Source organism: Coleofasciculus sp. H7-2 (assembly GCF_042747725.1).
Lineage (GTDB): Bacteria > Cyanobacteriota > Cyanobacteriia > Cyanobacteriales > FACHB-T130 > FACHB-T130.
The window spans coordinates 74,984-95,966 of the sequence record NZ_JBHZGO010000099.1 but is presented as its reverse complement, the minus strand read 5'-3'; the positions used below and the strand labels follow the sequence as shown (position 1 = coordinate 95,966).

Sequence of the window (20,983 nt, the reverse complement as noted above, 5' to 3'; positions counted from 1 at the left end):
AAAAGGAAAAATAACGCATCTTTTTTCCTTTTGCCTTTTACCGCGTTAAGTATAAAAAATACTAACGGTTTTAAAATAATCTGAATGGTGTGTCTATAAAAAGAGATTGGCAAAATGTGGATAAGCAAGAGGTTAACAAAACAAATTAGAGCAGCTTTCAAAGATGAAAACTTCCTGCACGGGCTGGAAAAGATAGAGGGCATTGTTTCTAAGGTTCTTTCAGTTGCTATGATCTTAGTTATCCTGGTAGCAATTTGGAATCTAGGAGTTGTTTTGGTAGAAATGCTAACTGGTCAACCAGATGAGCCTTTCACGAAAACATTATTCAAAATATTCGGACTGTTTTTGAATGTTTTAATTGCTCTTGAAATTTTAGAAAATATCACTGCCTATCTAAAAAAACACGTTATTCAAGTTGAGTTAGTAATTGTTACTTCTTTAATCGCCGTTGCTCGAAAAATTATCATTCTAGATTTAGAAAAAACATCAGGAGTTGATATAATTGGGTTGGGGATTGCCCTTTTATCTCTTTCAATTAGTTATTGGATTATTCGCTACATGAACGCCAAGTAGCCTCGCAAATAAGGCAGTTTGGGAACTGGAGATTTGCACCCTCACTAGCAGATTAAAGCGCAGCTAATGCAAAACTTAAAGCAGGTGCTAACTGAGCCTGGTTAGGTTCCATTAAATCTTCAGCGGAATTCAGCAGTGGTGGGCAGTCGGATATTGGGGGAAATTTTAACGTTATCACCTGTACTTTGTTCGGAAAAAACCGTCAATCTAAATTAGTAAAAATATTTCCTATGAATCGCAGCTTCTCCTCATGTTGGAGAAGCTGTTTTTATTTCTAAGTCTTTAAAATAAAGTTTAAATTTCCCTAATAGCATCCTAGCTAATATAGATTACCGAAAATAATGCTGCATAGGTATCCTGATGGCTTTTGGGAATACTGAGCAGGTTAGCACAACTATTAAATATCCAAATCAGCCCAGGACGAAAAAAGGAATTCCCCCCGCCAGTAGAAGCCAAACTACGAGAAGAATTACGCATATCCAGAAGGTTTCTGTAGCTACAAAGAAATCCAAGTATGGCTCAAAGCGATCGCTTCGCGCCAGACTCCGTCCTACGCGCATCCGTGCTAACAATTGCACTGTCCTGATTAGCCTGAACGGGTGAATCAGGACAGTGCATACAAAAAGCAAGCCAAACCTATGTAGTTAAGGAAAGGGTTTTAAAGCAAAACAGCGTTATTGCTAGAGTATTTCTGCTATGTTGAAACGTTACCTAATCGTGGCTTCTAGTACAGCATTGGCTATAGGTTTAGTAAATCCAATTGCAGCACCTCAAGACTTTACTTGTGCTGCGGAAAGACAGACACAAATTGCCAAACCAGAAAGCTCATCCGCGTGTTTCGTCGCACCTGCACCAGCAGACCGAAGCGCACCCAATGGTAGACACAGAGGAGGTGCTAGCCGGGTTAGGTTCCATTAAATCCTCAGCGGAATTCAGCAGGGGTGGGCAATCGGATATTGGGGTAAAACTTAACGATCTCACCTGTACTCCGTTAGGAAAACATCGTTCATGTAAGCAAATAAAACGTTTCATCTGAATCGCAGCTTCTCCTCATGTCGGGGAAGCTGTTTTTATTTATAATTATTGCAAATTTAAAAATTTTCCTGATAGCATCCTAGCTCAAACTGCATAGAACAACAGAGGTCAACCCTGAAAGACTATCCAAATCTCGGATGTGTTGGCTCCCTTTGAGCAGTTTGTTGCGTTTCGCTTACGCTCTACCCAACCTACGATTTTTCTGCATAGAACAACAGAGGTCAACCTATTCAGTGAATGAAGAGGTTCAAACCCGAATGCACGATCATTTACAGGAGAAAAAAAAATACTTGCGCGATCGCTTGTTGTCATGACTGCAATTAGTGCCACAGTTGGTGTTTTCTTGAGCCACAAAGCGGACTGTGCTAGAACTGAATCTATAGCAATCCTATTTGAGTCGTGAGATGCCAGCGGTTCAGATCCCCGACTTCTTGGAAAAGTCGGGGATCTCGCCTTCACGAGTAGCTAAAACTTTTTTCTAATTACCAATCCCTAAAAAAATGTCTCCAGTCAGCGTTGGTACCAGTCGCTCAACGCTTGCCTTAGAAACTGGGCAAGCGAAACTTTGGTTGCTATTGGTGGGAGTAAATCAATACCGGGATGAGCGATTACCTTCTCTGCGCTACTCCGCAGTGGATTGTCAGGGATTGGCAGATGCGTTGGCAGGCGCAACTCAGGGATTTCCGCAAAAGGAAGTGAGAATTCATCACGATTTTGCCGCCCAGTTGCCCCAGTTGGCATCGGTTCGTACCAGTTTGCAGCAAATTGCGGCGGCGGCTAAACCACAGGATACGATTCTGTTTTATTTTTCGGGACACGGGATGCTAGAACCGTCTAGGGGTGGAGTTTCTGCGTCCGGACAGCAGGCGGTTTTGTGTCTTGCCGATACCCAGAAGGACAATTTACTCGGTACGGGTTTATCTTTGCAGGAACTGTTGCAGGGGTTGGGAAATAGTCTCGCACATCAGCAGCTAGTGTGGCTGGATGCTTGTCATAGTGGTGGCATGACATTATGGGGGGCGAGAGGAGAACAAGCAGAATCATTGCCCAATCCGACACCCCAACTTGTGGAAGTTTTGCGACAACGGGCGCAAAAAAGTAAAGGGTTCTATGCTTTGCTGTCTTGCGATCAAGCGCAACAATCCTGGGAGTTTCCAGAATTAGGGCATGGGGTGTTTACCTACTATTTAATGCGGGGATTGCAGGGTGAGGCGGCAGATGCACAGGGCGTCATTGAGGCGGATGGGCTTTACCGATATGTTTATTATCAGACGCTGCAATATATAGATAAAACGAACCAGCAGTTGCGGTTGATTAACCAGCAGCATCGCGGTCGCGGTGAAAGTCAGTTGCATCCAGAATATCCCCTACAAACGCCGAAGCGGATTGTGGAAGGGGTTGGTGAACTGATTCTGGGACTTAAACCCGTGGGTGTGGCATCGCCCTATCCGCGACAAGCACTGGTGGTAGAGGGACTGGCTAGCAATCAGATTACTCTTGCGTTGAGCAAGGTGCTACGCGGTGCGGGTGGCTTTGAATTGGAATACTGGTCTCGACGGGGAACTGATGGATCGGATGTACGGGAAGCGATCGCTAAGTGCTTGCGATCGCGTAGTGTCTCCAACGGAGAATCGCCTTTTGTCTTTGAAACTGAACCGACAACGGCTTTATTGTATCTGCGCGGACACATTGAGGAAACTGAAGCTGGGGAGGCGATGTTGGTACTGGGAGATGATATTCGCCTGAGTCGTTCTTGGTTGAGGCAACAGCTACGTCACTCTACGGTTACTCAACACATTATCATTTTGGATTGTCCGGAAGGGATATACCAGCAGAGGAGCCGAGAAGATTACCAATCCTCTTGTTCAGATTGGGTAGAAGATTTGCAAGTTGGCTCAGAGCAAGGACAGTGTATCATCGCCGCGATCGCTCCAACGGATGCCCCAGAACAATTCGCCCAAGCTTTACTTGATACTTTAGTTGCAGCTAATCAACCAACTGGGTTAACAGCAGCCGGGTGGATTACTCAATTACAAGTTTCCTTGGCAGGAAGCGGCATTCCGTTTCAGGTTTGGCTATCAGGCGCACAGGGCGTCATTGAAGTTTTTCCGGGAAATACGCGATCGCGCGGCATTGAACAAACAGAAGGTTTTGATTTAGGACTCTGCCCTTACCGGGGGTTGAGAGCATTCGGGGAAGAAGATGCACAATACTTTTACGGTCGAGAAAATTTAACGCAGCAACTGATTAACCACCTGGCACACCGATCGTTTTTGGCGGTTGTCGGCGCTTCTGGCAGCGGTAAATCTTCGGTGGTGCAGGCGGGATTAATCGCTCAGTTGCGGCAGGGTAAACAGCTACCTGGAAGCGATCGCTGGTGGATTCGGCAGCTAATACCAGGCGCACGTCCCCTGGAAAATTTGGCGCGGCGGCTGGTCGATCCCGGTACGGACAGGGAAAAAGCCTACCAACAACAGCAACTAGAAGGAATGTTGTATCAGGGGGTAGAAGGCTTTGTTTACTGGGTGCGTAGCCGAACTGAGCCAATGGTAGTTTTGGTGGTGGATCAGTTTGAGGAATTATTCACGCTGGCTCCAACCGAAGACACAGAGCGCTTTTTAGAATTGGTGATGGGGGCGGTGAACTATGCAGGCGATCGCTTTAAGCTGATCCTCACGTTGCGGGTAGACTTCATCGCCGCTTGTTTAGAAGTCCCGGCACTCGCAAAAATTTTACAGCAGTCGAGCGTATTGGTTCCACCCGGTTTAACGGAGGACGACTATCGCCGCGTTATTGTTAATCCAGCGGAAAAAGTCGGCTTAAAAGTAGAAGCAGATTTGGTTGAAGTTTTATGTCAGGAGTTGTATGGCAGCGGTTCCCCCCACGCGAGTGCAGGCGATTTACCTTTACTAGAATTTGTTTTAGAGCAGTTGTGGGAACACCGTCATGCGGGTGAATTAACGCTACAAGCTTATTTTCAGAAAATTGGTGGACTCAAAGGAGCTTTAGAGCGAAAAGCACAAGCAGTTTACGATAGTTTAGACCCGGAGGCTCAAGGTTGCGCTCGCTGGATTTTCTTGTCGTTAACTCAGCTGGGAGAAGGAACAGAAGATACTCGACGGCGGGTATTTAAATCAGATTTAGTGGTGGAGAAATATCCAGCAATCTTAGTGGAGAGAACGCTGCAAGTCTTGACGAATGCCAAGCTGGTTGCGATCGACTTGGAGGACGATGCGGATGCGATCGCGCAAAGTCGGGGCGAAGCACCAGAGACTTTAGATGCAACTTCTTTACAATTATTGAAACAGGAAGTAACTGTAGAAGTTGCCCATGAAATTTTAATCCGCCACTGGTCAACATTGCGCTGGTGGTTGGAGGAAAATCGGGAGCGATTGCGACAAGAACGCCAGATTGAGCAAGCAGCTCAAATATGGCAGCAAAGTGGTCAACAATCTGATTTTTTACTGCGAGGAGTCCGGCTAGCGGAAGCCGAAGAAATTTATATCAAGTACACGGATGAGTTATCTTCAGATGTACAGCGATTTATTGAAGCTTGTCTAGAAGAAAGACATCAGCAACAATTACAGGCAAAAAGAAGACTGAGACAGGCTCAAGCTGCTGTTGTAGCGATTAGTGTCTTAGGACTTGCTGCTTTTGGTTTCGGCGGCTTGGCTTTTGGGCAAAAACAAGCGGCGCAGGTGCGGGAAATTGAGGCATTAAATGCATCATCGGAAGCACTTTTATTATCAAATCAGCAATTAGAAGCGTTGATTGCCGGTGTTAAAGCGGGGCAACAACTCAAGCAAATTTCTGCACCTGAAGTTACCAAAGTGAGAACGGTAGCGACTTTAGGACAAGCGGTTGAGGAAACGCAAGAGAGCGATCGCTTGCAGCAACACACTCAAAAAGTGAATAGCGTTACTTTCAGTCCCGATGGGAATTTTCTGGCTTCTGCTAGCGATGACAATACGGTGAAGCTTTGGCGTCGAGATGGCACGTTAATCAAATCTTTAGAACACAAAGAGAGGGTTATCAGTGTCGCTTTTAGCCTAGATGGTAATTTGATTGCTTCTGCTAGCGCCGATAAAACTATCAAACTCTGGCGTCTTGATGGCACATTACTGCAAACATTCACCGGACATGGAGATTGGGTAACAAGTATCAGTTTTAGCCCAGATGGTCAGTTTTTAGCATCTGCTAGCCGTGACAAAACGGTGAAACTGTGGCGTCTTGATGGCACTTTATTCAAAACATTGAACGGACACGCTGGTTGGGTTTGGGGTGTGAGTTTTAGTCCAGATGGCAAGATTCTCGCTTCTGCCGGTGAAGATAAAACAATCAAACTGTGGCGCAGCGATGGCACGTTAATTAAAAGTTTTACAGGACATAGCGATCGCGTTACTCATGTCGCGTTCTCCTCTCAAAATATCCTCGCCTCTGCCAGTGGTGACAACACGATAAAGCTTTGGAATGCTGACGGCAAATTATTGCAAACTATTGAAGGTCACACTAATCAAGTCAATAGCATTAGTTTTAGCGCCGACGGTCAACTCTTAGCTTCTGCTAGTGCTGATGGTACCGTAAAAATGTGGAGCATAGATACTAAATCTAGTCCAGAAGCAACACTTGTAAAAACCATAAAAGCGCATGGCGCAGAAGTTTTGAGTGTAAGTTTTAGTCCTGATGCTAAGAAGCGGGATACGCCCCTATTGGCTTCTGCTGGTGCAGACAAAACTGTTAGAATCTGGACCATTAATAATATGAAAACAACATCCGAGGGTGGCGTTTATAGTGTGAGTTTCAGTCCCGATGGCAAGATGTTTGCTGCTGCGGGTTGGGATGAAACAATCCAACTTTGGCGTCGAGATGGCATCACCGGGAAAGCGTTAATTAAAACCCTGAGCGGACATCAATCTACCATTACCGCTGTCGCTTGGAGTCCTGATAGTAAAGGTGGGAAAACCTCGCCCCTACTGGCTTCTGCCAGTGCTGATAAAACAATTAAGCTGTGGCGCGATGGGACTTTAATTCAAACATTGACAGGACATACTGATGGGGTGACTAGCATCAGTTTCAGTCAGGATGGTCAACTGTTGGCTTCTGGTAGTGCCGACCAAAAGATCAAGCTGTGGCGTGTAGCAGATGGCACATTAATCCAAACATTAAGGGGACATAGCGATGCGGTAAACAGTGTCAGTTTCAGTCCTGATAGCCAATTTCTGGCTTCTGGCAGCGCTGATAATACTGTGAAACTATGGAATATAGGAACTAAAAAAAATGCAGAAGGAATGCCTGTAAAAAATTTGCAGGGGCATGGCTTAGCAATTTCATCTGTTGCCTTCAGTCCCGATGGCAAAATTCTTGCAACCGCAAGTTGGGACAACACGATTAAGCTTTGGAAAGTCGCAGACGGCACCCCGATCAATACGCTTGCAGGACATAGTGACGGAGTGACAAGTATTAGTTTCAGTCGAGATGGACGAGTGTTGGTTTCGGGCAGTGCTGATAACACGATTAAACTTTGGAATATTGCCGATGCCACCCCGATCAAAACACTTCTTGGACATTCCGGAAAGATTAGTAGCATCAGTTTTAGTCCAGATGGCACATTGATTAGTGGAAGTGAAGATAGCGGCGTCAGGTTATGGAATTTGGATTTAGATAACTTACTGACGCGAGGATGCGATCGCTTGCGTGATTATCTGAAAACTAATCAAAATGTGAATCGGAGCGAATCTCATCTATGCAATCCGACGTAACACTTTACTCAACGTTTTCTTTTTAATCAGCCCCCTTAGTAGCTACCTGCACCTTCTCGACGTTCCGGATATCCCCGATCCGGTGGGTTGTATGCTTGGGGCGTTTCAGTAGTAATGCTGAAAGCGGTTTTGGCGGTATTATTTTGAGAAGGATCTGAGTTGGCTTGAACAGATGGATTAACTGAAGCAATTAGCCCTAAAGTCAGTAAGGAAGTAAATACAAGGGAGAAATATTTTGTTTTCATGGCTCCCTCCGAGCGAGAAACAGTAGCTCACTTGAGCCGTAATGATTAATAGGTTGGTTTCTCAGGAGATATGCATTGTCAGAAGATAGACAAAGTTACTGAAGGGAGCATCCCACTTTGGCAAATATACCTTTACTGAGAGAATGTAGAGCCAAAAACACCAAGGTTCGCGTAGGCAAATATACCTCTGCTGAGAGAATGTAGAGTGAAAAACACCAAGGTTCGCGTAGTTCGCGTAGGTTGGGTTGAGGAACGAAACCCAACTTTGGCAAATATACCTTTGCTGAGAGAATGTAAAGCCAAAAACACCAAAGTTCGCGTAGGTTGGGTTGAGGAACGAAACCCAACAAAACATAAGCATTTGTTGGGTTTCGTTCCTCAACCCAACCTACAATTATTTTTAACCGAACCGTATTGGTTCAGATCCCCGACTTCGTAAGAGTTGCCCTAGGATATCGCCTTCACGAATCATTTAGGACTGCTATATGCAACTGATAACTAAAAGCTAAAAGTAGTACGAATTGCTCCTACAAAAATATCGTTATTTCTGGAAATGTGTCCGGGGTCAGTAACGATAAAAAAGCCTGGAGTTATGGATAGATTATCACTGACGCGAAAGCGATAAAAAACCTCGTAATGCAAGGAATTTCCATCATCTACGTCCTCAATTAGAAGACCTGCATTCAGCCTCGGCGGTTGACCAACTAGAAAAGCTAGCAAATCTCCTTGTCTGCCAAATGGATCGGAGAAGCCTAAAGAAAAAAGGTAAGTGGTGGTTAAAGCCAGTGCATCTGATTTTAGAGAATTGGTTAAAATTGCACCGCCCCAAGTCCCAAAGGTAATGTTAGGATTCAATCGCCATTGGAAAGTAGCGCTGACAGCATGAATTTGGGAAGGCTCATTGAAACCCCCAGAAACATCGGCATTATTGCTACCTGTAAAAGTATCTAATCGACCATCGCTGGAATAGGCATTTACATAAGCTAAACCAGTGATGATGCTGGAGCTGGGCTTAAGTAAAAGCTGTATTCCCAAAGCACTATGCTCCGATTTAAATAAACCTTCTTCGCCATTATTAGCATTTCTGGTGCCATAGGCAAATTGCAAGCGAACTTTATTTGAAAGCAACCAATCAAAGCCTACCCCAGCATCCAAATTCCCAATTTTAAAAACGGGATTTCCTCCCGCAAAACGCGAAATGGCTCCCTGTCCAGCATCAGAGTAAGGGGTATTAAGACTGAGAACACTGCTTAAGCTAAAGCCGACAGGTTTCAGGGTAAAAACAACGCGATCGCCAAAACCAGCAAATCGATATTCCAGCGAATTCAGCTCAATCTGATTGTCCAAATCTGCTTGATAAGAAAGCAGAGCCATATTGGTGTTGAGCGACTCAAAATTTGTAAAGCCACGATTAGCAAAATTACCCGTTGCTAATCCTAATCGCAGTACATCTTTACCTGTGAAAGAAGAAAGGAGTTGCAATTGTGTCAGATGAGTGAGAACGGTGTTACTTTCTCCTCTTCCGGGAGGGTCGCCTCCAGCAGCTGTTTGCAATCCTAAGATGACTTCTCCCCCCAGAACTGTAGTTGTAGAAAACTGGTGCGCTTCTAAGAAAGTAGTTCGAGCTTCCAGATTATCGATACGACCTCGTAAAGTAGCGAGTTCAGTCGCAAAATCTGTTTGGAGTTTTTGCAGTGTTTCTAAGTCTTCTTTACGGACTTTGTCGATTAAACTAGAAGCAGTTATTTCTCGAATTTTTTCCAAGGTTGCATTCAATCCAGCCGCAAATTCATAGCGACTTAAGGCACGGTTTCCCCGAAAAGTGCCATCTGGATAACCAGAGATTGCGCCATAACGTTCTACAAGCGATCGCAATGCCTGATACGCCCAGTCACTCGGTTGCACATCCGACAGTTGAAATACGGGTGTCACCTGCTCCATGCTGCTGTCAGGCGAACCTGGTTCCGGCTCCTGTACCTCATTCTGAGTGAGAAGATCGGGTGAGACTGGATCGGTAGCATTCGGCGCGATCGCTTCTTCTGAAGTCGCCTGCACGATTTCGTCGGTGCGTATTTCGTCAGCGCCAGATGAAATTGAGCTTGCAGTTACAGGAGTATTGTCTGCAATATCAATCGGTTGAACCGGTTCGCTTTTAGGCGTTCGTGATGAGGAGACGCGAGAAGACTGTTCTGGAGCGCTGGATACACCACTCTGCGGCAATACTAAGGGTGTAATCCGCCGCTCATTTTCCTCGGTTGCTGGAGAATCTCCAAGTGGGATTAGTCCATCAGTCGGATTTGCCGCGATCGCTGGTTTAGATAAAAATAAAGCTGATACTCCGAATAAGAATAAAAAATCTTTAGTGTCCACAATTTTACCTCACACCTGTTAATAGAAACGCAAATTTCTCTGCCCTGATAATCTGCTGAAAATTAGTTATCTATCAGGTGCAATCCCAGTTGTCAGCGTTCCCGGAAAAGAACTGCCGACATTAGGTTCTTTCCCTCCTACACCAAAAACCTGAATTTTAGTGACTGTACCATTAGCATTGATAACTGTGGCAGATGCATTATTGCCACTCAAACCAACCGAATTAGAGACACCAGCATTGTTATTAATTGTGGTGGATTGGGTATCGAAATCTACACTAATGCTGCTGACTGTTCCATTAGTAGCCGTAAAAGTAGCAGTATTTTCACCCGTTCTTGTGAAAACTCCAGTAGTGACGCTTGGGTTGAAAATCAAAACGGATGTTTTTCCTTTTTGTCCATCGAAATTGCTATCCCCACCAGTCAGGGCATCTCTTAAGAAAGTTGTTTCAAAACTACTGATTCTTCTCGCTTGATTTCTGACTGCTGCCAACGTACTAATCCGAACAATATTGAGTGTCTGCTGAACCGCATAAGACTCTTGAGCAACGATACTTTCTTGCCCCGGCCCCAGACCTGCTGCTAGCGTAATCGTGCTATAAAACCCCTGAAGGTCAAATTCTACTGGCTGTCCCACCCCGCCCGCTGAGGCGACTACAACCTGCCCCCCTTTCAAGGAAACGGGATTGCTGCCTGTAGGAGTCGCTATTGTTACACCATCAGTGAGGGCAAAATGTTGTGCCGTGTTAGTAGCAGCGTTGTACACGACCATGACTGCACTGCTACCCTGCGATGGTGACAGTGGTGCAGCGGGGGTTGCTGAGGTTGCTAACGACTGAAGCTGGATTGTACTGGTTGGCGTTTCCACAGTCGTCACTGCACTTCCGGGTGGATTAATCACTAAAGCAATGCCATCTTTCAGTTGTAATACTGTTTCAGTAGCAACGCGATTTGTGAGTTGAAAGCGGCGCAGACCTGGCTTAAATAGGAAGGTGGTACTCTGATCGATTCGCGCCAAAGAACCTTCATTAAAGAGTAGTTCCGCTCTCGCACGCGCCGCAGTCCTTAGGGCATCTCTAGGCGCTAATATATCCGCTTTTTTGGCAGGTCGGGCTGGCTTGTTTCTTAAGAATAGTTGGACATTATTTAACAGTTTGTAAACTTCAGCACGGGTGAGTTCATCTTGCTGAGCCAGTCCCGGAGCCATTCCAGACAGCCCTAGGAGACTGCTAATAATTAAACTTAGACTTAATGACCAAATCTGTCTTGCCATCGTTGCATACCTTGAATGATGAATTTAGGTCGGCTAAGTAAGGTGGGTAATGCCTACTAAATACGCAAATTATGAGTATTTTTACCCTACAACTACTGAGTAATTGCAATGGAAAAACTACTAAAAGTTTTCCAAATACTCAGTTAAAAAGTTAAACTTCTTTAACAAATAGAGAATACATCGCTTCCGCTCTTACTCAAGATATTATTGTAATTGTTTATACAAATATTCTCTGTAGATGAACGCGATGCTGCTCTCGCAGCCGCAACGCTTACGCATCACCGACTACTTCCTAATACATCCAATTCTTCATACAGCCGTTTCTTCGGGAATTCGGAAGATTTTAAAGAATCGAATGATATGCTCCTGACTGTCTGGGTGCTAAATTGAGCAAATAGCACAAGGCTGAGGCATATTCAGGTAAAGCAAGGATGGAAACTTTGAAAAGATTACGTGTAGCAGGGATTGTTTTGGTAATTATAGGCGGTTTCTTGCTCAATCCTGCTGACACGGGACTAGCGAATACAATTGCTTCTGATAACGCTATTTATCAGGAACGGCGCAACCATAGCTCAGAAGGGATTGGCAAGTTTTACATGGGTCGAGAAATCGCCAAAGTGATGGGACATGAGGGAGCATTTTGGCTGGAACGACCGAGTCGAGAAGCTGAGGAGCGACCTTCTAAAGTGGTGAATGCCCTCGACTTGAAACCCACTGATATTGTGGCAGATATCGGAGCCGGGACAGGATACATGAGCTTTCGCATTGCTCCCCTCGTGCCACAAGGAAAGGTGCTGGCGGTGGATGTTCAGCCGGAGATGCTCGATATGATTAATTTTATGAAAAAGGAGGAAAATATTACGAATGTTGAGCCGATTTTAGCTAGCATTAAAGACCCGAATCTGCCGACAGCAAGTGTTGATTTAGCGTTAATGGTGGATGCCTATCACGAATTTGAGTATCCCAGAGAAGTGATGGAAGCACTTGTGAAGGCGCTTAAACCAGGTGGACGTGTAGTTTTAGTTGAGTATCGTGGTGAAAATCCGTTTATTTTGATCAAAGCGCTGCACAAAATGACTCAGAAGCAAGTGCGTAAAGAAATGTCGGCGGTGGGTTTGCAATGGGTGGAAACGAAAAGCTTTTTACCTCAGCAGCATTTGATGGTGTTTCAGAAGTTGGAGGGATAATATAATTTTGGGCTTCTGCTGCTATAGCAATCCTACTTGATTTGTGAAATAGTCTTTTTTAACGAACCGCAGAGGACGCCAAGGACGCAGAGAAAAGAAATACGAATTATACAAATCAGTTAGGATTGCTATATATTTTATCCCGCTAACCCCCTTTTTAAGGGGGGTTGGGGGGATCGATCGAGGAAGTTGGAAGCTTACGATTTTCTACCAAACTTCGTTTTTAAATCGTTCAGTGTGGGTGATTTTTGCTGGGTGCGATCGCTTGTTTTTTTGACACTACTTCCACCGCTTACCTCGCCTGCTGATTTCATCGACAAACTAATGCGTTTCAATTGCTCGTTGACTTCCAGCACTCGCACTTTCACGACTTGTCCTACTTTGACAATTTGCTTTGGATCGTCTACAAATCGGTCAGAGAGTTGCGAAATATGCACCAAACCATCTTGGTGAACGCCGATATCGACAAACGCGCCAAAGTTGGCGACATTTGTCACAATACCTTCCAGTTCCATGCCAATTTGGAGATCCCTTATTTCTTTGACTCCCTCTCTAAAAGTGGCATACTTAAACTCGGCGCGGGGATCTCTTCCCGGTTTTTCCAGTTCGTTGATAATATCGCGCAGCGTCGGTTCGCCGACGGTATCGGTGACGTATTTCTTCAAGTTTGTTGACTTGAGTTTTTCTGCAACCTGCGTAATTTGCTCCAACGGCACATTTAAATCTTTAGCGATCGCTTGTACAACCCCATAACTCTCAGGATGCACGGCTGTATTATCCAAAGGATTTTCGCCAGCGCGAATCCGCAAGAAACCAGCCGCCTGTTCAAAGGCTTTTGGACCTAATTTTGGTACTTTCATAAGTTCCCTGCGGTTTTTGAATGCACCCTGCTTGTTGCGATAGGTGATGATATTTTTGGCAACCGTTGGAGTCATCCCGGAAACAACGGTCAAAAGTTCCTTCGAGGCGGTGTTCAAATCCACGCCGACATAGTTCACGCAACTTTCTACCGTCTCATCTAGCTTCGTTTTCAGTAATTTTTGATCGACATCGTGTTGGTACTGTCCGACGCCAATCGATTTGGGGTCAATTTTGACGAGTTCGGCTAAGGGATCTTGCAAGCGACGACCGATGCTGATAGCACCGCGAACGGTAATATCAAGATCGGGAAATTCTGCGATCGCTACATCACTAGCAGAATAAATCGATGCTCCCGACTCATTCACAATTACTTTAATCGGTTTGCGATCCATCGTCTTGAGAATTTCTGCAACGAACTCATCCGTCTCTCGTCCGGCGGTACCATTGCCGATAGCTATCAGTTGAATATTGTACTTTTCAATCAATTTCTTGAGAGTGCTGGCAGCCTTCAATCGCTGCTCGGCTGCTTGATGGGGAAAGACAGCCTGGTATTCTAAAAATTGTCCCGTCTCATCAAGAACGGCAACTTTGCAGCCAGTCCGAAATCCCGGATCGATTGCCAGCGTTGGCTTCATCCCCGCTGGACTCGACAGCAGCAACTCCCGCAAATTGTTTTCAAATGTCTTAATCGACTCGACATCTGCATAAGCTTTTCTATCAGCACGCACTTCGCTAATCAGGGAAGCTTTCATCAAACGGTTGAAGGCATCTTTGAGCATTCCCCGATAAAAATCTCTCACCGCCGGGACTTTCGTTTGAATTTCCTGCGACTCTAAATAGGACAGTACAACTTCTTCATCGAAGGAGAGTTCTAAGTTCAACACTTCCTCCGTCTCCCCTCGCAGCAGTGCCAGCAAGTTGTGCGGCGCAATATTTTTCACCGAAGCCTGGAAATTTCGGTACATCTCAAATTTGGTAGAACCTTCGGGATGATTATCTTTGATGTGCGAGACAAATACCCCTTCGTTCATCAAATAGTCGCGTAAATGCGATCGCACCTCAGCCTTCTCTGACACCGCTTCCGCCAGAATGTCAGAAGCACCTTTGAGCGCCTCCTCCACCGTCTTCACTCCCTTTCCTTCAGAAATATACTTTGCCGCCTCTTCTTCCAGGGATGCAGGCTTAGCAGTGCGATTGTTCAGCGACTTGATAAACTCTGCCAGGGGTTCCAGTCCTTTTTCCCTAGCGATGGTGGCGCGTGTCCGTCGCTTCGGTTTGTAGGGTAGATAAAGATCCTCTAGTTCGGTTTTTTGCACAGAGGATTCGATTTTAGCTTTCAGCTCATCGGTAAGTTTACCTTGGGATGCGATCGCTTCCAGTATCGCCGCCTTGCGCTCTTCCAGCTCCGTCAGGTATGTAAATCGCTCCGACAGGTTGCGAAGCTGGATTTCGTCCATTGTGCCAGTCCGCTCTTTCCGATAACGAGCAATAAAGGGAATGGTTGACCCCTCAGCGAAAAGTTCCAGCGCACTTTGCACCTGAGAAGGTTTGAGGGAAAGCTCTTGTGCCAGTAGTTGAGGAATGTTCAGCATAGCGTGTGAGTTCAGTCTGCCTTTCCAAGGATAAGCTGAGACTAACTAAGATAGTATCGCTCGTCTAAAGCAAGTAGGTATCCGCTCTTTCAGCAGCCACCATGACTACACCACTCCTAGACAAATCTACCCCACAGCCAGAGCAATTTGTCCGGCATGGTCTAACTTGGCAGCAATTTAAAACAATTCAAGCCAGTTTTGAGGATGTTCCAGGCGTTCGCCTCTCCTACCTCGATGGAACTTTTGAGCTTATGACTATTCGTGAACCCCATGAAGTTGTCAGCACTATCTTAGGAGTGCTGTTAGCGCTCTACTTTGCTGAAATCGGAATAAACGTTTATGGCACTGGTAGTGTCACCCTTGAAGCTGTGGAAAGCGCTTCAGTGGAACCGGATCTTTCCTATTATGTGGGAGGAACTGAGGGCAAAGACTACCCAGATTTAGCCATTGAAGTAGTCTATACCAGTGGGAATACTAAAAAACTAGAGAAATATAAGCGGTTTGGGGTTAGAGAAGTTTGGTTTTGGGAAAATGAACAGCTTTTTCTCTATCGCTTGCAAGAACAAGAGTATGAGCAAATTGCCCAAAGTGAGTTTTTCCCCGATTTAAATCTAGCTTTGTTGTTGCGGTGTAGCCTGATTCATTTGCGGGAGAAGAATATGACACAAGCAATGACAGAGTTTATTAAGGAAATTCGTGTTAATAATTAGTAAATAGCAGTTTAAGGGAGTTAAGAATGACTATTTTAGCTGTCCAAATTTTTGAAGAGTTGGCTAAGGCGACTTGGGAGCGAATCCAATTTGGTGAAAAGTTGGGCTGCCGTCAAGGAGAAGAGACTATTACTGATATCAATATTCTTGACTTAAAACGTGCTAGACTTTGCGAAGTTTTTATACCAAAAATCAATAAAGGAACAGAGTCACAAACTGGCATAGATTGGGAATGGTGGATAGGCTCTGACCAGAGAGGTTGGTGGCGTTATGCAGTCCAAGCTAAAAAAGTTGATATTGACCAAAAATATGGAAAACTTAGACATAAAATTGGAAAATTTCACCAAAAAAGATTTCAAATTGACATCCTTGAGAGTTATGCCCAGGGGAACAATTGTATTCCGCTTTACTGCTTATACAATTTTATTGATGATAATAACCTTCAAAAATACTGGCATTGTAATCTTAACTATGATAAATTTCAGTTCGGATGTACAGTTGTGCCTGTAGATGTTATTTGAAAGGCATTTGAATCCGGAGAAAAAAAAACGTTTCAATTTGTGCATTCCCATGAGCCGGTTTTGCCTTGGCGCTGCTTAGTTAAATGTCCGTTAATACTCTCCGCGTGTCATGGTGAACTACATCCTCTTGCAAATGGTATATATGCCGATGTTTATTCGTATGATACACTCCCTTCATTCTTCAGCCAGGAAGCTAGAGAAGAAGCTAGAGAAGGAAATATGATAGAACTCTCAAATGATTTTTATAACCGTCAACTTGAAATTTATCCGAAACGAATCCTGATTATTAAAGTTGATAATGAAGCTTGAGGTAATCTCTCGCTCGCTTTTACCCTGTCAACCTAGACAAAACTTTATAAAAGTTGCAGAAATAAGGGATATTAACTTTACCCCAGCGTCAATAATCCTGCTGTAAAATCCGCTACTAACCGCCGCTGTCTTAAACAAGGCGCACCCATAAGACTTTCCCTAAATGCAGCTCCAGCAACGACTTCAATGGTAAATTCCTCTCCATCCAATACCACTTTTCCCAAGTAGGTATCGAGAGTAGTTTCACCCATTGCAGTTACTATTTTGCGTCTACCGATGCGACTCCATCCAAGACCTTGTAAATCCTGGTCGTTAATTGCTAGCCACTGAGTCGAACCTGTATCCAGTAGTGCCGTTATCGGTAAAATTTCGCCATTGGCAGCAATTAAATCAATTTCAAAAAATAACTGACCTATTTCATCAAACTCGCCTTGGATCATACCCGTCCGGCAACTCCTGTCTCGTTGAGGCGAAAAGTAAAAAATAAAGCTTGCGGGTGTTTCTCAAGTGCTATTTGTAAAGCAGCCATGCTATCTTGTGCGATAAAGTAGTCCTCACTGTCAGGTTCAATGATGATAAACCAGTTGTAGTGGTCTTTAATCAATTCAGGTCGAACTCGCTCAAAAATCAATCGACAACGCTCGTCAAATATTTGGTCTTCAGCTTCTTTCTTAACTCGTTTTTCTGGAGATATGGTAAGTTCTGGGAATATTCTGCCGCGTCGTGCTTGGCGCTTAGATTGTTGCTGTGTCATATTTTTATATGCTAATATTTATGGGAATAATATCATAAATTCAGTCTTTAGTTTAGAGATTTTTAAATAAATATATAAAAGCGATCGCTTGTATTTTCCAAAAGAGCGATCGCTTACTTTTAGCAGCAGCCTTTCTTAGCGGTTTAAACAGCTTGTAGGTGCTTTTTTAAGTTGATTGTGGCGATAAAAACCATTTAAGTTAAGTAAAGCAGAACGATAGCGAATCCTTCTGACATTGTTACTGCCAGAGCTATTAACTCTGCCCATTACAGTAGCTCTCGCAACTTTCAAGTAACCTTGATTATCCCAATTAACCAATTTAGTGCCTGAGGAGTTTGGCGGTGGATTTTGCCGACCAATATCTCCGACCAATTCTATAGCTTGACCGCTAACAGTTTTCTTATTAACTGCGCCGCTAACACAGGCGGTTACTTCGCCAAAAGTTTTGGTATCGTAGAGGTTTCCGACTAGGCGATTTCCTTTCTTACTAAATACATAACAATGACCTAAATCTACACCCTGCTGATCCCCGGTGCCTGAAGGTGGTTTGCTACAAAAGGTGTAGTTACCATTTGGTAAACTTTGAATAGACGTAGTGGGAGTTGGGGTTGAAGTGCTGGATGCGATCGCTGTGATTTTAAACGGTGTAGCTGCCCAACGTTCAGTAGGATAGATTTCTTTTACTTCACCACTAAATACGATGGCTTTCCCTTCAGCTTTGAAGGCATCGGGAAGATTACAAGTGGCATATCTTGTGCCATCGTTTCCTTCACTCACAATGACATAAGTGTCACCAATTAGTGTCACCTTGCCCTTTTGGTTTTTCACAGTCTCCACTGTTTTTCTATTGTCATAGCTGCATTTAGAAGAAAGCTGTGCCAAGGGTGATGATTGTGATATTGTGACTGCCTGGGTTGATTCTGAAGATTGAGCGATCGCTATGACGTGTTGCCCATAGAACATTGTTCCCCAAATGGTGAGGAATAAGCTAAAAAATAGCATTGATTTGCGGCTATTACTCATTTTGATTCTTGTTGCTAAACTAATGGTATACAACACCAATATAAAAAGCGTTTCCGAAAAATTTGGTTTGATTGTGTGTCAATATTTGAACTGACATAAGGGATTGAGTTTTACATTCGGGGAAATAAAATTGCCCTGTAACAGAAAAAAAACTGCATACGTAGGTTTTAAATCCATTTGTAGAGACGCTTTCATTTCGTGTCTCTACAATCCGCGCCGACAGACTTTGTTTGTGGAGTTGCGAATTATATTCGCCGGGATTTATTTTCATTTTATCCTGGCTCGTACATCTGTTTATGCTTCGCTAAAAGCTGTAGATACTTCTCATTCATCTTGGCTTGCATCCATTTTTCTTTAAAGATTGCCGCCGATTCAGCTTTCACTGGGTCTACTTCATGGGGTAAAATATCTTTCCTTGCCTGAAGTTGGGCTTCTTTAGAGGTTTCTTTTTGAGGATTGCTCTTATATTTCCTGCCACTTTTATGATTGGCATATCTGCGCGATCGCGTATAACCCATTTGTAAAAACTTCCGCGCCATATCCGCACCGACAAAATCATCTCGATCGAGGTAATCTAGAAACATCTGGTAGACTTTTTCGCTAGATTCTCTGGCAATTTCCGGAGTTTTGAAGCGCCAGTAGGGAAGGATTTCCGATTTGTAGGGTTCTACCAAAAGCACTCCCTGTTCGCCCTTGCCAACTCGATAAAGTTCAGGAGAAGAGCGAAAATCGATTGCCTTAAAATCTAAAGTGTAATCAAAGGGCATGATAATTTTTATTTTAAATAATAGACTTAAAGAAAAAAGTCTGGCTTCTATCGAAAGTAACCAAAGGAGTCCTTTCTGCCATGCTATCTAGCCTCCAATCCGTCAACACTGCCCTTTCCCCAGGCGATCTGCGTCGAGTCCACCACATTGCCTTGAATGTCCACGATCTGCAAGCTTCCCGGCACTTCTACGGGGGTATCCTGGGTTTGTACGAACTTACGGGTGAAGAAGTGCCAACCACACTGCGATCGCTTGTAGCATCGGGCAAAGTTACCAACTTTGTCACCCCCGATGGCACCGTCCTCGACTTGTTTTGGGAACCGGATCTGCCACCACCAGACAATGACCCCGATCGCGCTTTTACCCGCGCCAATCACCTCGCCTTTGACATCAACCCGCAGTTGTTCGATCGGGCAGTCGAGGTGCTAAAACAAAATCAAGTGCCCATCGATCGTGGCCCAGTCAGCCGTCCCACCGGACGAGGCATTTATTTTTACGACCCGGATGGATTCCTGGTTGAAATTCGCTGCGATCCAGAAGAAACTAAAGGGGAAAGTATCTAATGGGAGTGTGCAACCAGTGCAACTAATTAAGGTGATGGAGGAGGCGTTAAACAAGCCTCCGATCGAATTTGAACCACACAAGCACACGCTGAAAGCTTGGGTTATGTATTGTCTTAGAGACAGAGGCTTTAAAGTGGTTTATGCGGAAAAAGCGGATTTTGCCGTTGAAACTCGCGGCGGAGAGAAGTTCTATTTTAAAGTGACAAATAGTGCAGATAATTTAGACGGGAAATCTGGCTGGATTGTGTTGGATGACTCAACCAACAGCGTCAGCATAACTGCACCTCAACAGTAAGTAGGCGGATGCAATTAAATTGAAGATGTTCGTAGGGAATGGTTGACGCTCTTGAAACCCAACACCTGCACGGGTTACGCGATCGCTAACCACTACTACACATAATTAATCCCACCTACTTAGTTGTGTTGATTGTATTAAAATTTACTGCTTTGTCCTGGCGAGAGGAACTACCTTATCTACATCTTGTGTGTAATGAATCACCAAGACACCAAGGCAACAGGCGATCGCTTTCAGGAAAAATCTACCTTCGTAGGGAGGTTGAAGGCTAGGCGATCGCTGAGCATAGTATCAGCACTTTAAAATTTTCTATTGTGTCGATTTAAGGAAAAAAACCATGATGGGAACGTTTTTTACCTGGATGGCTACAGCTCTTAGCCTGCTGATTGTTGATTTAGTTGTTCCAGGTGTTGATATTGTTACATTTCCCGCTGCTTTAATTGCTGCTGTGGCGATTGGTCTCGTCAATGCCGCAGTTAAGCCGACTCTATCCTTCCTAGCGCTGCCGCTTAACTTTGTCAGCTTAGGAACGTTTTCGCTCGTCGTTAATGGGATCTGCTTTTGGTTGGCTTCAATTTTGGTTCCAGGATTTGGAATGCATGGAATCTTAGCTTTTCTGTTGGCACCCGTCGTCCTGTCTTTTGCGAATACTTTCATCAGCAAATATTTTGCTGAGAGAAATTTGGGTCAACTAAGCGGCAGCAGTAGTGACCTAAAAACTGGAGCTTAATCTCTATCAATAGAAGTAGAATTGAGTGGGGAATTGAAAGGAGGAAAGCTAGATGCTGTTCCTCCTTTTTTATTTGGGAAGCTATAAAGATGAATGCCGTTTTGTATACCATCTATCCAACCGAAGATAATTCGTTAGGAGGAGGTTTTCAATTACTTGATTTAGGAAAATAGAAGTAATAAGAGTTTAAATAAGAAAGTTGAAGTAGCCTCATGAAATTACTCCGAATTCTTGCTGGTCTTCTCGTGCCTCCTTTAGGCATTTTTCTGACAGTTGGTGTGGGTCCAACTTTATTCATTAACATTTTGCTTACGCTTCTGGGTTGGCTTCCCGGTAGTATTCATGCAGTTTGGGTAATCGTGAAGCACGAAGAAAGAATGGATAGAGAAGGCGTATACTAAGCCAACGTTAGTTAGA

The 20,983-nt window shown here is 44.3% G+C and carries 18 protein-coding genes; 9 read left to right on the top strand and 9 right to left on the bottom strand.

Annotation, left to right across the window (positions count from 1 at the left end; genetic code table 11):
* The first annotated feature begins 114 nt into the window (after positions 1–114).
* The gene (locus ACFW2W_RS20005; RefSeq protein ID WP_378182186.1) at positions 115–573 is read left to right on the top strand and encodes a phosphate-starvation-inducible PsiE family protein; all 459 of its coding nucleotides are present in this window, start codon (positions 115–117) and stop codon (positions 571–573) included.
* Between the two features lie 410 nt (positions 574–983).
* Here the strand turns inward: ACFW2W_RS20005 and ACFW2W_RS20000 are convergent, their stop codons facing one another.
* The gene (locus ACFW2W_RS20000; RefSeq protein ID WP_378182183.1) at positions 984–1,151 is read right to left on the bottom strand and encodes a hypothetical protein; all 168 of its coding nucleotides are present in this window, start codon (positions 1,149–1,151) and stop codon (positions 984–986) included.
* A gap of 957 nt (positions 1,152–2,108) precedes the next feature.
* On the opposite strand from ACFW2W_RS20000, the gene ACFW2W_RS19995 reads away from it, so the two are divergent.
* Entirely contained in the window at positions 2,109–7,367 is a 5,259-nt protein-coding gene (locus tag ACFW2W_RS19995) for a caspase family protein (protein ID WP_378182180.1), read from the top strand.
* Positions 7,368–7,402: 35 nt separating this feature from the next.
* Here the strand turns inward: ACFW2W_RS19995 and ACFW2W_RS19990 are convergent, their stop codons facing one another.
* The 3 genes from ACFW2W_RS19990 to ACFW2W_RS19980 form a co-directional block, all read right to left on the bottom strand.
* A complete protein-coding gene (locus tag ACFW2W_RS19990; protein ID WP_378182177.1) occupies positions 7,403–7,612 on the bottom strand; it encodes a hypothetical protein in 210 nt (69 codons plus the stop codon).
* A 498-nt stretch (positions 7,613–8,110) separates the two neighbouring features.
* On the bottom strand, positions 8,111–9,982 hold the full coding sequence (locus tag ACFW2W_RS19985; protein ID WP_378182174.1) for an iron uptake porin: 1,872 nt from the start codon (positions 9,980–9,982) through the stop codon (positions 8,111–8,113).
* 66 nt (positions 9,983–10,048) lie between these two features.
* Positions 10,049–11,254, bottom strand: a complete 1,206-nt coding sequence (locus ACFW2W_RS19980; RefSeq protein WP_378182171.1) for a hypothetical protein — start codon at positions 11,252–11,254, stop codon at positions 10,049–10,051.
* A 431-nt stretch (positions 11,255–11,685) separates the two neighbouring features.
* On the opposite strand from ACFW2W_RS19980, the gene ACFW2W_RS19975 reads away from it, so the two are divergent.
* Positions 11,686–12,441 carry a class I SAM-dependent methyltransferase gene (locus ACFW2W_RS19975; RefSeq protein WP_378182168.1) on the top strand — a complete coding sequence of 252 codons (756 nt, stop codon included), beginning with the start codon at positions 11,686–11,688 and terminating at the stop codon, positions 12,439–12,441.
* A gap of 197 nt (positions 12,442–12,638) precedes the next feature.
* Here the strand turns inward: ACFW2W_RS19975 and ACFW2W_RS19970 are convergent, their stop codons facing one another.
* On the bottom strand, positions 12,639–14,894 hold the full coding sequence (locus tag ACFW2W_RS19970; protein WP_378182165.1) for a Tex family protein: 2,256 nt from the start codon (positions 14,892–14,894) through the stop codon (positions 12,639–12,641).
* A 101-nt stretch (positions 14,895–14,995) separates the two neighbouring features.
* On the opposite strand from ACFW2W_RS19970, the gene ACFW2W_RS19965 reads away from it, so the two are divergent.
* Both ACFW2W_RS19965 and ACFW2W_RS19960 read left to right on the top strand, forming a co-directional pair.
* Positions 14,996–15,604 carry a Uma2 family endonuclease gene (locus ACFW2W_RS19965; protein ID WP_378182162.1) on the top strand — a complete coding sequence of 203 codons (609 nt, stop codon included), beginning with the start codon at positions 14,996–14,998 and terminating at the stop codon, positions 15,602–15,604.
* 26 nt (positions 15,605–15,630) lie between these two features.
* Positions 15,631–16,125 carry a DUF6615 family protein gene (locus ACFW2W_RS19960; protein ID WP_378182159.1) on the top strand — a complete coding sequence of 165 codons (495 nt, stop codon included), beginning with the start codon at positions 15,631–15,633 and terminating at the stop codon, positions 16,123–16,125.
* Between the two features lie 386 nt (positions 16,126–16,511).
* Here ACFW2W_RS19960 and ACFW2W_RS19955 read toward each other — a convergent pair whose 3' ends face one another.
* The 4 genes from ACFW2W_RS19955 to ACFW2W_RS19940 all read right to left on the bottom strand — a co-directional run bounded on the left by ACFW2W_RS19955 (position 16,512) and on the right by ACFW2W_RS19940 (position 18,978).
* Entirely contained in the window at positions 16,512–16,874 is a 363-nt protein-coding gene (locus ACFW2W_RS19955; RefSeq protein ID WP_378182156.1) for an aspartyl protease, read from the bottom strand.
* Complete coding sequence (locus ACFW2W_RS19950) at positions 16,871–17,188, bottom strand: hypothetical protein (protein WP_378182153.1); 318 nt, start codon at positions 17,186–17,188, stop codon at positions 16,871–16,873. Before ACFW2W_RS19950 ends, ACFW2W_RS19955 begins: the two co-directional genes overlap by 4 nt.
* Before the next feature lie 135 nt (positions 17,189–17,323).
* The gene (locus tag ACFW2W_RS19945; protein WP_378182150.1) at positions 17,324–18,211 is read right to left on the bottom strand and encodes a hypothetical protein; all 888 of its coding nucleotides are present in this window, start codon (positions 18,209–18,211) and stop codon (positions 17,324–17,326) included.
* 272 nt (positions 18,212–18,483) lie between these two features.
* Positions 18,484–18,978: a DUF4385 domain-containing protein gene (locus ACFW2W_RS19940; RefSeq protein WP_378182147.1), complete on the bottom strand. Its 495-nt coding sequence runs from the start codon at positions 18,976–18,978 to the stop codon at positions 18,484–18,486.
* An 80-nt stretch (positions 18,979–19,058) separates the two neighbouring features.
* Between ACFW2W_RS19940 and ACFW2W_RS19935 the strand changes: the two genes are divergently transcribed.
* The 4 genes from ACFW2W_RS19935 (at position 19,059) to ACFW2W_RS19920 (ending at position 20,967) form a co-directional block, all read left to right on the top strand.
* A complete protein-coding gene (locus ACFW2W_RS19935) occupies positions 19,059–19,541 on the top strand; it encodes a VOC family protein (protein ID WP_378182144.1) in 483 nt (160 codons plus the stop codon).
* A gap of 16 nt (positions 19,542–19,557) precedes the next feature.
* The gene (locus ACFW2W_RS19930) at positions 19,558–19,836 is read left to right on the top strand and encodes a hypothetical protein (protein WP_378182141.1); all 279 of its coding nucleotides are present in this window, start codon (positions 19,558–19,560) and stop codon (positions 19,834–19,836) included.
* A gap of 337 nt (positions 19,837–20,173) precedes the next feature.
* On the top strand, positions 20,174–20,566 hold the full coding sequence (locus ACFW2W_RS19925) for a phage holin family protein (protein ID WP_378182138.1): 393 nt from the start codon (positions 20,174–20,176) through the stop codon (positions 20,564–20,566).
* Between the two features lie 212 nt (positions 20,567–20,778).
* Positions 20,779–20,967 (top strand): YqaE/Pmp3 family membrane protein, encoded by a 189-nt coding sequence (locus ACFW2W_RS19920; protein WP_378182134.1) that lies wholly within the window; start codon positions 20,779–20,781, stop codon positions 20,965–20,967.
* Positions 20,968–20,983 lie beyond the last annotated feature (16 nt).